Consider the following 15,142-nt stretch of genomic DNA (forward strand, 5'->3'; position numbering starts at 1 on the left):
AGCGGTTAAAAACTCCCTGTGGACAGGCTTTGACTTTAACGTATGGCCAAAGAAGGGGTCAGTACTGATCCATTTATATTTCCGGCAGATGCTTACGATCTTTTTGAGATTTTTAATATGCTTGTTTGCGGTATTGGTATCGTTTTCCTTCACCGTATGCAGGTAGAAGTCAAAGCCGTCAATAAACTCGTGGTCAATACGTTTTACATTAAAATCGGTTCTGCCATATTTGGCGGCAATGAACTCTTCCACATACCTTACCAATACTTCAAATCTTCTAAGCGTTCCGGGCGCATATTCTTCTTTTTCCACCAATGCTTTCATTTTTTCATTGTGGGTTTTAATGGCTTCTAGTATAGTGTGCGATTTTTCTTCTTTGCCTAAGAATTTGCATTTAACACTATCAGCAGTTATTTCGGCTCCGTCCACGCTTAACTGGCTATGTGCTGCATAAACTTCCGCTTTCATATTTTCCAGATAGGCATTCAAAGTTTTAACATCTTCCTTTGTGCCAATGACTTTTCCGGCTTTTGCATTCCACCGCTCCGGTTCGCAATTTCTGCTTGTTGACATTTCCGAACGAACCCCGTCTACCGTAATTCTTAAAAAGATAAAGTAAACAGCCCCTTTTGTGTAGTTCTTTGGCTTTTTCAAAAAGAAAAGCACGCTAAAATTAGTTTTCATAACGATAACATTAAGGTTAAACAAAAATAGCTTTGCAGTTTCATTCATACAAGATGTTCATCTATTAAACTAGTTGAATATCAATGTTTTAATACGAATTAGGGGAGTTTGATATTATAAAGAACGACGCTCCGAATAACGCACATTTTATATGCGATTTCATGCATATTTTGGCATAACCCGTAAAAGCAAAAACCCTGCAATCATTTGATTTGCAGGGTTTTAGTTCTCTTTGGTATTGTTTCTTGTGATCCCGCTGGGATTCGAACATAGTCCGAAAGCATGCGTTTAATCAATATTCAATGGGCTTTAGGTTAGATACTCACCTAGTGACTCACCGCCTTATTTGTGTCTATTTAATGCAAATGCTATACTGTAAATGTAACTTTTATTCTTGAATTTTGATGGGATATTTTAAAATTCATCTAAAATATTTCTGGGATTTTTAGGATTTAATAGCCGAAAAGTTACTTCTCTTAAGGCCAACGTTCGATGCTTGATATTTATTCCGCTATTGAATATTTGTTAGTGGATAATCTTCAAATCGGTTCGAGCCCCACTATCCACCCTATAACGTGCGAAGAGTTTTTATTAAGTTCTCGCACGTTTTTTTTTTTTTTTCTCGTAATTTTTTGTTTTTCAGGTATATTAGCTCTGCCGCCTCATTGAGTTTACCGTTTCGACAGGATCCCTCAGAGAAAGTCAGTTTTTCAGGAAAAAGAAGCCCTATTAGATATCTTTTTGCCTCGTTATTTGCCAGCTCAAATAGCGAATCCAGTTCACAAAGGACGTTTACAGCCATCTCAACGATTTGTTTTATGTTGATTGGAGTAGTGTTCAGCATTCTAACCTCATTTAGCCTAGACTCTAAACGTGCTATTGTCAGACCCATTTCCTCCCTGACCTTCCGATATTCACTTGGTTCAAGGTCGTTAGATAGCATAAGTTCTCTCGCTGTCTTTGTTTTTTTTGTTGCAGTATCAATCTTATCGATTAAGTCTCTGGTTTCATTTTTTATGGCCGAATCTTTTTCGTTGTAGGCATTTATGATGCTGGCCTTAAAAAGTTCTGCGTAGCCCGGTCGTGGAATGAATTTGGTCAGCTCATCAATAAATGCATTGTTAATATCTTCTGCGCGATAGCGTATGCCGCAAGAGGAGCGGCAATGATAATATACCCTGTATGTTTTTCTTCCTTTTGAAGCACTTCCGGTAAGCATTCTAGCGCACTTGTTGCATTTGACAAAATTCCTAAGTGGCAAATCTTTTGGCGTCGCAATCGGAAGCCCACGGATTACCTTGGAGCGGCCATCCATAATATCCTGCACCTTAAAGAATAACTCTTCGCTGATTAGTGGTTCATGAAGTCCCTGTACAAGATGGGCTGGCTCATCCAGATGTTGTGGAACACGGATCTTGCCGCAATAAACTGGATTGCGCAGGTTGATTAAATAGGTATTTTTATCAATCCCAAGCCCCTTTTCATTTGCACGCCTCATAATAGATTCAGCAGAATACAATCCCTCTGCCATCTCATTAAAGACCCATCGCATAATCGAGGCTTCAGGTTCCTTGATGGTTATGAATTTCTTTCCGGTTTTGCTGGTTTCATTGATGTATCCTCTCGGTGCTTTTCCCATGTACCGGCCTTCCTTTTTTGCCTGCCGGATACCCGCTTTGGTGTTTAGGCCCCTTCGGTCATTTTCAATTTCTGGCGCCGTTAGGTAAATGGCCAGCATCATTTTATTTTCCGGAATAGTCAAATCAAGCGGCTGCTCGATTGCCTGGGGTTCGACCCCAAGTTTCTTTAGTGTATTAATTATCTGGTAGGCATCCGAGGCATTCCGGCTAAAACGGTCCCATTTGGTAAAGAGCATTAAATTGGTTTTGTTCTTTTGCCTTCGTAGCAAAACCATAATCTTATTCCACTCCGGGCGGTTGAAATGCTTGGCTGTATAATCCTCGTAAAAAACACTGCGGACCTCTATGTGCTTTAACTGGCAGTATTCTCTTAAAACTGCTTCCTGGCTTCTTGGTGAATAACCTTTGGTCTGCTCATCCGTACTTACACGGACATACAAATCTGCAACTTGCATAAAAAATAATTTAAGGTTTGTTAAAATTCTCGGTTGGGATAAATTCTTTGACGCCGGCTCGGTCAAGCAACACGCTTAACGCTAATTCACTCAATTTTTCCAGTAAAACCAACATCTCCTTAGTCTGATCCAGTGTAATGTGCGTCCCATGACTAGCGAGGATCTTTTGCGCTTTTTTCGCCTCGATTATAAATGCTTTCATAAAGATAAATTTCGGTAAACTTCCTTGTCAGCACAGCCTACTTTACTCTACTACAGTAAATTAGTTGCTACGGATACTATCACCACTAGTCAAATAATGGCTATGGATTTAATGAAATTGCCTAAGTAAGCAAAAGGGCATGGGAAGAAAAATAATTTAGATCAGCATTCAGTCGCAAATCATTCCATCGTGATCCGGATAACTGAAGATCTGCTTACCAAAACCAGTCTGATTCAAAAAATAACCCAGAGTGGTTCCATTGCACAAGTGTGCCGAAAGTTTCTGACTGAAATGTCAGATAAATTCTTCGTAAATCAGACAGTAGAAAAACTGGATAATACTGAAATCAAAATCATACTCGGTAAGTCAGTGAGGCCCAGGATAAAGCACGATAATCCAAATCTTGACTACGCCGTGCGCCAAAGCAAAAAAAGAACTAAAGCAGCTATCAACGCGACATTTGAATCTTTCAAAACATTGAATCTCTCCAGATTTGTCCGAGAACTTAGGTTAAAAGGAATTATCTGTGAAGTACAGCGAAATCCTAACGGTAAAGTTATAGCTGTTTCATTTAAGGAAATCCGCACAGAGTTTCATTTTCAAGGGTGGGTATTGGGGTCGCATTATACCATGAGCGCAATCACAAAAAAAATAACAAAACATGCTATTAAAAGACCAAACGCTAAAGTCAAGGGAAAGAGGCCAGCAAGACGATACAATCCACTCTTGCAGGATAACAAAGAGACGTTGATGTTGTAATTTGATCATGCGGCACTTCATGCCCGAAAGGGCGGCAAATATTACCGTCAAAATGGGGGAGTATTCCCCCAATCTTCACTTAAAGAATGCATTTACCATAAGTTTAGACTTATCGTTTTCACTTTTCTGGTCAGAAAATTTCACAATGCAATCCGTTACAAAAAGGGAAGTGCAGCTGAAATAAAGCTGCTCTGAAAATAACTTACTGCTTTTGATCAGATTACGCTTTTCCATAGAAATGATACCTGCAGTTTCTTTTGATAAGGCTATCCAGTAATTAAAGGAAATCAGGCCATTTTTCCAGTCTTTACGATAAGCTTCCGTATTGGCGCTAAAATGTGCGCAAAATTCATTTATATAAAATTCATTTATATAAATTACAAGGTTTTCCATTTCCTCGGGAAACAGCTCATGTAGCAGTTTTGCCTTATCTTCTCCTGTCAATAATTTTAATGCTTTCATCGCTGGTCATTTTGATTTAATCCCTTTGCAATCTCTTTGGCGGCAAGCAATGCAGAACGGCTGATGTGCCGCTGCCAGGCACCTTCACTGGGCGACCACCTAAAGCCATAGGATTTTAGCTGTTTTCTGATCACTTCACTTGGTTTGCCCTCGAAGATCATCTGCAAGCGGTTGGCGATAGTGTTTTCCAAAATAGTAACTCCGTTGATGCAGATTTCCACAGATTTGCTGTTTTCTAAAGCCTGTAGTTTTTTAATCCTCGACTTTACCTGTCTTATAGCCGCCGAGTTATTGCTGAGGCTGTAATGCGCAAAACCGATATGGCCCATCACGTTTGGGGTCGTTAGCTCGTTCCATATCTCGGCCGTTGCGCGTGTTAAGCTCAAAAACGCTGCTTTATCCATTTTGCGGATGCACTGGTTTGCCTGCTTCATAAAAAGCTGGTTTTCCTCCAAGCGGGCGAGCTTCACGGTTAACTTTTGCAAAGCCTGCGGATCGTCTGAAAAAATAGCGTCATTATTTTCCATTCTTTTGGGTTTGCGCTCATAATATTCCGCCTTGTCCGATTTTTCAAAGGATTTATGGAATTTTGAATTGATTTTGTTCCGGTAATTCCGATCACTTTTTTCTGAATGATGACCGACAAGAATAGGCTGCCCGAAAGGAATAAAGCTTGCCATTTCGCTGGCGGACTCATAAAGCTTTTCCGCTTCCAAATTGTTTTTTGCTGCCTTGGAAAGCGCATGCTCCATGCGCTTTTGTTTGCGTTCTTCAAAATTATGCTTCATCCTGACCTCCCTGAATATTTAAAAACACTTGCGCAACGATGTTATTTAACCATATTTTTGCAAACTCCAGGTGCTGCTCGTGAAGCCTTGGCAGATAAAGGGACACGCGCTCACTCATGAAAGAGATACTTTCTTCATAACACTCGGCTGTTGCATTTTGAAAACTGCAGGGAACCACCCGCAGGTTTTCGTAATCATCTGCAGACTTTCGCTCATCGACCACCAAAAAACACATTTCGGGATCCTGCATCAGATCACCGTTTTGCTCACAATAATGGCAAAGGCTGTAAAAATGCCCGTTACCCCACACGGTGGGGAAGTTTCCGCCCATATTCTCGATGCTCAAAGGCATAAATCCGAGATTGAAATTTTAAGGTGGCTTTTGCCGCCCATGCGCAACATCAGCGCGCTGAATATCTTTGTTTGTTCTAGCTCTAAATTTTTCATAAAAAAGCGCGCTTTGGACGGTTGCGCCTCCGCTTTTAGTTAGGTGTTTAAATAAGGTTTGCTTTTTGTATAGGTAGGGGACACGATTTCGCTGCCATATTTGATGCGGATTTCATCAAGACTTTTCTTTCCGCCTTTTCTGACCTTAAATTCTCCAGTGCGGAAGTACCAGGCGATTTTCTTAGAGGCAAAAAAGTATCCCGAGATTTTAAGGACTGTTTTATGAGGTCTCGTGTTTCCGGTGACCCAGATCCAATTGCCGACCAGTTAAATAACAAGCCCATCCAAATGGATAATCTTTTCCACCGCCTGGCGATATTCTTCAGAAAAACGGATCTCACTTTCCGCCTCTTCGGCTGAAAGGCCGCCATGTTTTATGGCCCTTGCTGATGCAAAGGCATATTCGCTGTTAATGCTTTGCACATCTGCTGTACTTCCTCCTAAATCCGGGTGGTAAGCCTTGGCTAACTTTTTATACAGCGCTTTGACTTGGTCGAGCGTTCTGCAGTCGTTAAACCATTTCATAACCTCGGCTCAGCTTTTAAGCGGTTAACCCTTGGATTAGGTACCCTTGAGAGTAAAATCTCCGTTTCCAGTATATCAACGTATCGGTCAGATTAACCACCGAATCGCTTTCTATTTCCCTGATCGCATTCACCGGGTTTGCGTGGTCTGAGCGCAGCTGTACCCGAACAAGCAAATAAATCGTTTGGTATTTCATATCGGAAGCCCTCCATAATTGGCGCTGAAATCCATCAGCTGACTATAAAATTCAGCAGGATTTCCTTCTTCGGGTTTACCGACGTAACCCTCCCGGTTCATGCCATCTAAAAATTCTTTAAATGCATCTAACATCGCTATAGATTTAGGTTTGGAAATAACCTCCCGAATTCTCGGGAGGTCTCCATGCTTACAGATTCAAAGAGATCTGACCCTCTACCTCGGCCAGTTTCTCGGTACACAATACCTTAATGTTTCGGGCAACCGTCAAAATGATAAAGGGATTTTTGGTGCTGAAACTTTCCCCTCTGTCATCCGTGATTTTTAGCTCACAGCGCTAGAAGTGGTTTAAACTGGTTTCCTCAGCTTCATCCTCCTGCTTAATCTCGAAGCCGTCCAAATCATCAATAGTTACGATCAGTTTATCCCTTTGGTGGGATAACCTGCCCAGTTCCTTGATTTTTTTTAAGGTCTGTTCCAGATTTAAGGCAGGCTGCTGCTCAGATAGCTGCGATTTAATTTCCTTTTAGTCGCTTCTGTTTTTGCAGCATTCGCCACCCGAGCCGAACCATTTAAATTCTCTTTGTTTTCCTCTGTCTTCACAGATACCGCATTCACGGGATTGCCTGCAACAAACTTTGGCGATTTGTCGGCTTTGATAGCATTTTGAACAATCTGTCCGTTTTCTTTTACTTTAGTTTCCATTTTTTTAGGATTTAAGGTTTTGCCCTGCTTACTACCCTTCGGCAGGAGCCATCTCTGGCTTTTTGTTAAGCAACCTCACCTGATTAGAGCCGGACGGCGGACAAGACTTTGCCGAAAAAAAAAACCTCGCAAGGAGCGCAGCGACGAGCAGGGAAGATTTTTTTCGAGCAAACCCTTTAGGGTTTAGTCTTTTCAGGCGGCCAGGCGAATCAAAACTTTTTGCGCAAACAGCCCAAATCATTTCTGTCCAATCCTTTTTAGGCCCATAAAAAAAATTAAGTCGCTATTTTCAGAGTGGGAATTTGAACCACGTTGATCCTGCCCCCAAGCTCGATCGCCGCCAGTACCGAACAGGCTTTAGCCATTCCCATCCCTTTTATGCGGCAGAGTGAAGAAACAGTTGATTTGGATAATTCATTAAAAGACCCGCCCACGGTAGCCAAGATCTTGCCAGCAAGATCAATAGCATTTTCACCTGGGAGACCAGAACCGAGCAGAATGGCCAAGAGTTCTGTATCCTGTAAAGCACCTGCGCCATGGGCAGCAAGTTTTTCCCTTGGCCTGAGTTCCTCGGCCATTGCCTTGATGCCCTTAGCCTTTTTAACTTCATGGGCAATATCCTTAACCGTTTGAAACGCCACACCCTGATAAGCTGCGGATTGGAAAAGTTCCGCGAAGGCCTGGATAAATTCTGCTAGGTGGTCCTCGAAAACAATAAATGACCACCGATGATAACTACCGTCCGGCTGCTCCTCGCTGCGGGTGAGTTTGATGTACTTACTGCTGTTCTCCGCCTGTTTAAAATCCAAAAAATAATGGCGTCTGGAGTTTGCCATAAAGGATTCGCTTGCTAAAATCTGATTTCTTTTCCATAAGTATCGTATTAATTTCAGCAGACAAACCTCTTAAGAAATCATGGCCCGATTCGGTATAAAATCAAATTACCCGATGCACCTTTCACTTATCCGATTCAAAAACAAAATACCCGGTAAAATCGTTTATTTGTCAAACTACTAATGCGTTAACTGATGCATCCAGACCAGACAAAAGAAAAGACCTGTGCACAATGCGAATAGATTTTGCACGGTAGGAGTGACCAGCGATTTTGCAACGACCATTGTCGCAATACCTTTAATAGGGCAAAAAGACTTGCCGAGAAAGTTGAAGCCAATGAAAATACACCCGCAATCTTCAAAGCCATCACGCGCAACTGCGAACTGCTCAAGGGATTTTGTCCCCAGCCTATGGAAAAAGATTTATTCGGACTTCACGATACCCAAAGACTTCTTGCGGAAGGTTTTAACCCAAAATTCTTTACCAGTATCTATACAGATGAAAAAGGTGTACAATGGCCATGTGTATTTGAAATGGGCTTTAATATGGGTGAAAAAAATACCTGGGTTAGGGATTACCCCGATTAAGCTGACTTGTAGAAAAATAAATAATCTAATTGTTTACAAATTATGATTAATATTGAGCTGTTAACAATCTCGACTTCTTGAAAAGCACCACTTCTGACCAACATCTTGGGCTTCATTGAATCTCCCAGGTTATGGTAATTAAAGGTTATTGTAGATTGTTGCCTAAAAAGATATTCAAATGGCTTTACAATATACAGATCTGGCAAGCAGGCAAATATCTGCTTTAGAAATAGGAGAGGAAATCATCCAGCAAAGCGGACAGCAATTTCTGCTGGCTGGCAGTGCCCAGGAAATAGCTGCCGCAGCGCTTGAATCACTAGGCTTTCCAAAAAAGTATGCTTTAGCTGATATCGCTGCAGATTGCCGTTTGGTTATTGCGCACAGGCATCATCATGCCGGACTTAACGATGTTGAAGTAATTGAACTGTTTAATAAAATTGTTTTTGATATCTATAAATTGCCAAAGCCTGGGTATGATAGGCTTATTAATAGTGCCAATAAGGATTTACAGGAAATATCTCAGCTTGTAGCATATTATGAAACGCTTCCATTTATAGTAGAATTCTTGGCCGGAACAAGGTCTAATGGACGGAACCATGCTGAATATACTCAAAAAATTTTTATCTGAGGGCAAAAGCAAAGAGGGATCTCATCGATGGTTATATCCATAACAAGGCAATAAAAATCGCTGTGTCTCAATCAGGAAGATTTCATCAACAATGGAAAGCAGGAAAAAATGAATATACATTTTTGGATAGACTGGCTGACTTTCCATATCTGGATGTAATTATAAGAAACGGTAAAATGGATGTTGAGCTTGACATAGAATCGGTTGATTACAGAAAAATTAACCCCTATAACAATAAAATGCTGGTGTTCGGCTTCAAAAATGATATCCGGAGTACAGCACATTCCATTCTTGATGAAGAGATTATAAAAGGCGTAAAGCCTAAAAAAGCCACTAAAGAATTATGCAGTCAAATCAGTAAAATCCCTGTTCTTAAAAAAAGATTGCCCATATTTTTAGAACTTCAAAAATTAGCTTCCTCGAAACGGTGGTATGGGTTTTATGCACTTGCACTTCCCCAGGTTGAAGGAATTGTTTTTGAACTATTAAAACTTGTTGGTGTTAATGCCGAAGGCCTCAAAGCGCTTCCTCAAAAGATAGCGGAATTGGCTAATGTTTCACCTAATAAGGATTTTGATATGGACTATTATCAATTCATACTGCCTGATAAACGCAACAAATTCGCCCATAGCGGGAAGGATGAGAAAATGAAGCTTAAGAGTCTTCACCTGATGCTTGATTTAAGGCACCTGTTAGCGGTGGCGGAGAATCTCGAAGATGATTTCTTTCGATTGAATAATATGGTGAATGACGGTGTTTTGGGTATCAACCATATAGGCGATCTGGCGAATCTGTTAAAATTGTCCAAATCTAATAAATCGCATGCAGAATATGCGGATATTAAGCCAAAACTAGATGAACTGATTTATAAAAAATTAATCTCCCGATACGATTTTCCTAAACTCATAAATGAACTTTCGAAAGTAACCACCCAGCAAGTGGAAGAATATGATAGCCAATTAATGGGCCAGTTTTATATTATGGGAGAGACGCCAATCGATTTCAGGCAAATTACTACTGGCGATCTCGTTCAAAAATATCCTTTAGTCAGTAGAGCCATAGAAAACGGTATTTTCAGTGAACCTTACCGCTTATTGCTAGACATTTATTTTTTTATAGAAAATTTCAATTCATTGTTTCCAAACCTGCCAAAAGCAATTCTAGATGCACTCATAACCTTCAAACAAGACCATCAGGACGTTTGGGATAAACTGAGATTTCTCTACGCCAAAGATGTCTCTCATACGCCGGGCGATTATCTAATGGTCAGAAAAGACATGATGGCGCTTATGAATAACGCTGATAGAGAATATAAAAAAATATGGAACAGAAGCATTAGATATTTCAAAAAATTGTATAAGCAATTTTTTGGAAACCTTGAGAAATAAGTTCATTTATGGCAAATTTCCTGCAAATATGGTATGAAGATATGCTTAAGCTGAAATGGCAAAGGCAATACCATGGCGAACGATTGTTTGAAAACCTGCAGGAAGTAAAAAATGAAATCGAACAGTTTTTTGATCCAAATGATTTTATTATTGAAGAGGAGCTCAATTCAAAAAACTGGCTCTTGCATGTGCTGCACGACCGTCAGCCTGGCGCTGTAGCACTTGTCGTCGAACTCGCCGAACTGCTTCGATACCTGCGCCTTTCCAAACTGCAGATTTTTACCGCTTTTACCTTAAAAACGGTAAAATGAACTACAACGGCCTTGATGAGAAGTTTTTCGAGGTCTATATCAGCTACTTGCTCTATCACGTAGGACTAAAGCCTCAGCCGGGTCAATCCTACATCTCGGAAGCGGGAAATGAAAAAGCCATGGACCTGCTGATACATATCGGTGAGCAAAGCTACAATGTGGAAATCACCAAATACTATGACGGATTCCAGGATGAGCTGTTATCGCTTTCCAAACACATCATCAGGTTGATGGTGAGCCTTCAAAAGAAAAAAAATATCCAGCGATATGAAATGTTCTCAGGTTACATCACCTTTAAATCTAGAAATATAGAGGCGGTCAAAGAAAACAAAAATAAATTCCAAAACCGCGTCTATACCTTTCTGCATGGCTTCAGGAATGCAAAGGGTAGCAGTATTCATATCCAAAGTAAATATACAGGCGATTGCTATGATTTTGAACTGGAATCCGCATTTAGTGATAATTTTGATAAAGTTTATCCCAATGTGCTAAAGCCTTTCTTGGCATCCATTTGTTTTAAGATCAGCTACAATGTCAGTAGTGGAATGATGCAATGCAGGGAATCTATCCTCTATCAGCCAACCACCGCAGAAATTCAGCAACGGTTGGAAGAAAAAGTTCGCGAAAAACTCATGCAGCACAGGGATTGCCCATACCGCCTGCTTATCGTTATCGGCATAGAACAAATGTTCGGAACTTATGATAAAAACCCTGCAATGGCAGCCCAAATGGATAGAATAGATGAACAGGCAATCAATAAACTTATCCATCAAAAAGCAGTGTTGATGCTCATCTTCAAAAAACTTGAGCCCAATGGACTTACAATTTCAAAAATCTTCGCCACCGATACCGCCGATTGGTCACTGGTGGAGTACCTCAAAAAGGTTGATCCAAAAGTTTATTACCACAAGCGCGAGGATCTGGACCTCAATTAATCATTAACTTTGTAAAGCTGATCCACCTGAGGCATCTTGACAGAGCGCTCAAAGGAGACAATTTTCCGCCTCATTTGCTGTTTATCTTTGAAATGACGGGCAATTTCCTGAGTAAGCGGCGTAAAATTATTTAAGGAATCATTCTGGTAATAAAATATTTTCACCGAGCGACAATATTGATGTTCAAAAATCATATTGAGCATTGTGCGGTCAGATAAACCGCAGGAGTGGCCTAGAATATATACCTGAAACGGTCCTGCATCGATAAAGCGGATCAGATTATGGTAGTTGGGCGTTCGGAAATACCAAAACGACTTGATATATTCAAATATACCCCGGGTTTTTTCAAGTTCAAAACCATGGTAATCCTCATCCAGTTCATCTCCGAAGCCAAAAATTACGGGATTTTGTTCATCACGCAATTTGCCATGGATATAGTTGATCTCTACCGCATTCCCGTTAGCTCGCTGGCCATTGACATATTTTTCGATGGTATCGGTATAGTTAAAGTTCAGCACCTGGGTGGAGGATATATAATAGCTGTCACTATCCAAAACACTAAATTCCACAAAATCTGAAGCTGAAAAAGGACTGTTAAGCAGCTCATGATAGCCTGGAACTGCCACATCGGTATTAATCTGCAATAAATAATTCTGCAGATGCCTGATCAGTTCAGCGAGCGATTGATTTAGCACGTTAACTTTTTTCGTTTTTTCATTCGCATCAGCTTCTCGAAGTGCCTGTTTTAACAGCTCATAAAAGACATTTTCTATTTCTACCCAATTGGTTTCCCTGCAATCAAACATCAAACGGGAGAGTAAATCGGATTTGATATGGATTTTAAATGGATTAAAATAATGATTAGCCCAACCCTCGAATTTCAGGTAGGTTTGTCCAATCAAATTTCTAAAGCCGATCCGGTAAAAATGAGCAATAAAATCCGAAACGGTTGATGCTTTTGCCCCTCGCAGGTGTTCCAGGAAAGCTTCTCCTTCAAAGCTAACAACCAATAGCTTATCCTCATAGACCCGGTTCTGTTTTGCAGCGGAAAAGCTCATATTCAGATACCAAAGCAGAAAATCATTATATCCGGTTTTTAATCCGTGGGCAAGGTCAAATCCATTGCCAACCAGAATTAACCGGTTGATGGCGCTTTTTTGATTTCCTTTTTCTTTTTTCATCTGAATGGCAAACTAAGTTATTTTTTTTGAATTGTCAATCGCCTCTTCAAAAGGATAAACAATTTAGAACGGTGTATTTAATATAGCCACTTATTCAATATCATACCAACATTTATTTTAAAGATTTGGATAAATTAAAATTTTATAATTAGCTTTATATAAGGATTTTAAGTAAGTGAGAACACTACGAATTTCCAATAATACCAAACCGCTCAATGAAAAATTAACGCCTTGAACAGATTAGAATCCCTCCGCAAAGACCGGCTGCAGATTGCAGACCAGGCTGCCAAAGCCTTTGTCCAACGAAACGAAAACCTGGAAGAAAAACTCAGTGACACCTTATCACGAAACCGAAGCTATTATAAGCGCGCCATCCAGAGAACAGATCTTGAAACCCGGATACTCGCAACCGAAAGAACCATTAACGGTACCGATGAAAGCCGCGATACTGCACCTAACCCCATAGCAAGGAACAGCGGACTGCCGGTTGCCAGGTTGTATGACCTATCCAGCCAGACCGAGCCCAAAGGTTTTGGTACCTGCTTTCTCATTGCAACAAACATCATCATCACCAATTATCACGTTTTTAAAACCGCTGGTCAGGCGCTAGACTGCGCAGCCAACTTCTCCTATGAGAAATATCCAACCACTGGTTCGATTAATGAAGGCTCCAGCTTTTTACTCCGCCCCGACGTATTTTTCTATAGCTATGAGGCCCTTGATTTTTGCCTGGTGTATGTTGAGGACAGCTCCATAGATCAAAAAGACACTTTGAGTACCTTAGGGATGCTGCCCCTGATCGCAACCAAAGGGAAAGTCACTTTTAACAGCCGGCTGAACATCATCCAGTACCCGGGCGGCGGAATTAAAAAATACACCACCGATCAAAACTTTATCATCAGCATCGATGATAAATTAGGGACACTTTTTTATACCACGGATACCCTGCGCGGTTCTTCTGGTGCCCCATGCTTTAATTCCTATTGGGAGGTTGCAGGTCTACATTACACCGGCGTTCCGCGAACCAATGACAAACAACAGTGGCTGACCAAAACGGGTCAGGTCTGGAATGAAAAAATGGACGAGGAGGAAATCGACTGGATTGCCAATGCCGGTAAAAGCGTCAGTAAGATTGTAGCGCACCTTAAGTTAATTACCTTTAAGCAAAAAGAACAGCCCTATATCGACCGCATATTGGGCAATAGTACAGACCCGCTACTGCAAGCTAATGAATCAATCTTAACCCCAACCCAAGACCAAATCCCATCAGCCATGCCAAATACTACCCTAAACTTCAATGCCCCGGCTAACGTTTATCTCAACTCGTCCACAATACCTGCTGAGTATGCCACTCCACCAATGCCAGCAGCACCACTAATTGCGCCGCTGGAAAAATCAGAACGTTTTGATGAAAACTATAAAAACAGGATAGGGTATAAGCCCGATTTCATTGAAGGCTTTACCGTTCCATTTCCGAAAGTCAAGCCAGAGATAGAAAATGAACTCTACAAAAACTTCGGCGCAAAAGTTCCGTACATTGTTCCTTACCACCATTATTCACTGGTGATGCATAAAAAACGTAGAATGCTGCTTTGGGCAGCGTCGAACGTAAACTATAATCCCAATGTCCGGGATTCGCGGAGCAGAACAGAACTGGGCAGCGGCGCATGGCGACTGGATCCCCGCATTCCCGAAATCTACCAGATCCAGGCCAAAGAGTTTTACGACCCGGCAACCCTGGTTGATAAAGGCCATATCGTTAGAAGAGATGACAACGTGTGGGAAGAGCAGCTCCCTGGTGGCAAAAAAAATACCCTTGGCATTGAATATGCCAATGCCGACACATTTCACTGGACCAACTGTACCCCGCAACATGAAGCCTTTAACCGCGATATGCCGCCCTATAAGGGAATAGGGCTTTGGGGGATCCTGGAAAACGAGGTCAAGAAACAGCTCGACCTTTCGGTAAAAGCTGGCACCAATGATTACCGTGACTATGGCAGCAAAGCCAGCATTATCTCCGGCCCCATATTCCGTGAAGATGATCCCGAGTATATGAATATCCAGTACCCACTGCGCTTTTTTAAAATATTCGCCATCAGAAGCAGTTCCGAAGGAAACCTCGTTTACGGCTTTATCCTCAGTCAGAAAGATAAGGTGGATGATACCGGACTTGAAAAGCCTATTGCAGAGGAAGGTCTGCCCAGGTTTAATGCCAAAGTCAAAGCCATGCAGGTCAGCCTCATTGAAATCCAGAATCTGACGGGATTAATATTTGATCAAAGCCTGCATGATGCCGATGTCAAACGCGGCGACTCCACCAGCGTTGAACTAGAATCCGATATGTCTAATTTCAAACAATCGTAGTGTTTTGATTCAAGACAAAAATTTGAATGTTGGCAAGTTTTGCAATCTA

The 15,142-nt window shown here is 41.2% G+C and carries 18 protein-coding genes; 7 read left to right on the top strand and 11 right to left on the bottom strand.

Features of this window, described 5'->3' with window-relative positions; all coding sequences use genetic code 11:
- From OQZ33_RS17035 to OQZ33_RS17045, 3 genes are all read right to left on the bottom strand, one after another.
- On the bottom strand, window positions 1–684 hold a 684-nt coding region (locus tag OQZ33_RS17035; protein ID WP_265800345.1), incomplete at its 3' end, for a phage integrase SAM-like domain and Arm DNA-binding domain-containing protein.
- Window positions 685–1,252: 568 nt separating this feature from the next.
- A complete protein-coding gene (locus OQZ33_RS17040) occupies window positions 1,253–2,779 on the bottom strand; it encodes a recombinase family protein (RefSeq protein WP_265800347.1) in 1,527 nt (508 codons plus the stop codon).
- Between the two features lie 10 nt (window positions 2,780–2,789).
- Window positions 2,790–2,981 carry a hypothetical protein gene (locus OQZ33_RS17045; RefSeq protein WP_265800349.1) on the bottom strand — a complete coding sequence of 64 codons (192 nt, stop codon included), beginning with the start codon at window positions 2,979–2,981 and terminating at the stop codon, window positions 2,790–2,792.
- A 291-nt stretch (window positions 2,982–3,272) separates the two neighbouring features.
- Between OQZ33_RS17045 and OQZ33_RS17050 the strand changes: the two genes are divergently transcribed.
- Window positions 3,273–3,740 (top strand): hypothetical protein, encoded by a 468-nt coding sequence (locus tag OQZ33_RS17050; protein ID WP_265800350.1) that lies wholly within the window; start codon window positions 3,273–3,275, stop codon window positions 3,738–3,740.
- A gap of 75 nt (window positions 3,741–3,815) precedes the next feature.
- On the opposite strand, the gene OQZ33_RS17055 is transcribed toward OQZ33_RS17050, so the two are convergent.
- From OQZ33_RS17055 to OQZ33_RS17085, 7 genes are all read right to left on the bottom strand, one after another.
- Window positions 3,816–4,202 (bottom strand): hypothetical protein, encoded by a 387-nt coding sequence (locus OQZ33_RS17055; RefSeq protein ID WP_265800351.1) that lies wholly within the window; start codon window positions 4,200–4,202, stop codon window positions 3,816–3,818.
- Complete coding sequence (locus OQZ33_RS17060; RefSeq protein ID WP_265800352.1) at window positions 4,199–4,990, bottom strand: DUF3560 domain-containing protein; 792 nt, start codon at window positions 4,988–4,990, stop codon at window positions 4,199–4,201. Before OQZ33_RS17060 ends, OQZ33_RS17055 begins: the two co-directional genes overlap by 4 nt.
- Window positions 4,980–5,342 carry a DUF6908 domain-containing protein gene (locus tag OQZ33_RS17065; RefSeq protein ID WP_265800353.1) on the bottom strand — a complete coding sequence of 121 codons (363 nt, stop codon included), beginning with the start codon at window positions 5,340–5,342 and terminating at the stop codon, window positions 4,980–4,982. The genes OQZ33_RS17060 and OQZ33_RS17065 overlap by 11 nt, the downstream gene beginning before the upstream one ends.
- A gap of 362 nt (window positions 5,343–5,704) precedes the next feature.
- Entirely contained in the window at window positions 5,705–5,962 is a 258-nt protein-coding gene (locus tag OQZ33_RS17070) for a hypothetical protein (RefSeq protein ID WP_265800354.1), read from the bottom strand.
- Between the two features lie 192 nt (window positions 5,963–6,154).
- On the bottom strand, window positions 6,155–6,292 hold the full coding sequence (locus OQZ33_RS17075; protein WP_265800355.1) for a hypothetical protein: 138 nt from the start codon (window positions 6,290–6,292) through the stop codon (window positions 6,155–6,157).
- Between the two features lie 348 nt (window positions 6,293–6,640).
- The gene (locus OQZ33_RS17080) at window positions 6,641–6,862 is read right to left on the bottom strand and encodes a hypothetical protein (protein WP_265800356.1); all 222 of its coding nucleotides are present in this window, start codon (window positions 6,860–6,862) and stop codon (window positions 6,641–6,643) included.
- A 275-nt stretch (window positions 6,863–7,137) separates the two neighbouring features.
- The gene (locus tag OQZ33_RS17085; RefSeq protein ID WP_265800357.1) at window positions 7,138–7,698 is read right to left on the bottom strand and encodes a UPF0758 domain-containing protein; all 561 of its coding nucleotides are present in this window, start codon (window positions 7,696–7,698) and stop codon (window positions 7,138–7,140) included.
- A gap of 408 nt (window positions 7,699–8,106) precedes the next feature.
- On the opposite strand from OQZ33_RS17085, the gene OQZ33_RS17090 reads away from it, so the two are divergent.
- The 5 genes from OQZ33_RS17090 (at window position 8,107) to OQZ33_RS17110 (ending at window position 11,545) form a co-directional block, all read left to right on the top strand.
- Window positions 8,107–8,283, top strand: a complete 177-nt coding sequence (locus OQZ33_RS17090; RefSeq protein ID WP_265800358.1) for a hypothetical protein — start codon at window positions 8,107–8,109, stop codon at window positions 8,281–8,283.
- 178 nt (window positions 8,284–8,461) lie between these two features.
- Entirely contained in the window at window positions 8,462–8,911 is a 450-nt protein-coding gene (locus OQZ33_RS17095; RefSeq protein WP_265800359.1) for a hypothetical protein, read from the top strand.
- 62 nt (window positions 8,912–8,973) lie between these two features.
- Window positions 8,974–10,299 carry a hypothetical protein gene (locus OQZ33_RS17100; protein ID WP_265800360.1) on the top strand — a complete coding sequence of 442 codons (1,326 nt, stop codon included), beginning with the start codon at window positions 8,974–8,976 and terminating at the stop codon, window positions 10,297–10,299.
- A gap of 8 nt (window positions 10,300–10,307) precedes the next feature.
- Entirely contained in the window at window positions 10,308–10,610 is a 303-nt protein-coding gene (locus OQZ33_RS17105; RefSeq protein WP_265800361.1) for a hypothetical protein, read from the top strand.
- Window positions 10,607–11,545 (top strand): hypothetical protein, encoded by a 939-nt coding sequence (locus OQZ33_RS17110; RefSeq protein WP_265800362.1) that lies wholly within the window; start codon window positions 10,607–10,609, stop codon window positions 11,543–11,545. The genes OQZ33_RS17105 and OQZ33_RS17110 overlap by 4 nt, the downstream gene beginning before the upstream one ends.
- On the opposite strand, the gene OQZ33_RS17115 is transcribed toward OQZ33_RS17110, so the two are convergent.
- The gene (locus tag OQZ33_RS17115; RefSeq protein WP_265800363.1) at window positions 11,542–12,726 is read right to left on the bottom strand and encodes an AbiH family protein; all 1,185 of its coding nucleotides are present in this window, start codon (window positions 12,724–12,726) and stop codon (window positions 11,542–11,544) included. The two genes, OQZ33_RS17110 and OQZ33_RS17115, sit on opposite strands and share 4 nt — an antisense overlap.
- Before the next feature lie 231 nt (window positions 12,727–12,957).
- On the opposite strand from OQZ33_RS17115, the gene OQZ33_RS17120 reads away from it, so the two are divergent.
- Entirely contained in the window at window positions 12,958–15,093 is a 2,136-nt protein-coding gene (locus tag OQZ33_RS17120) for a DNA/RNA non-specific endonuclease (protein WP_265800364.1), read from the top strand.
- Window positions 15,094–15,142: the final 49 nt, after the last annotated feature.

Source organism: Pedobacter sp. MC2016-05 (assembly GCF_026239735.1).
Taxonomy (GTDB): Bacteria; Bacteroidota; Bacteroidia; order Sphingobacteriales; family Sphingobacteriaceae; genus Pedobacter.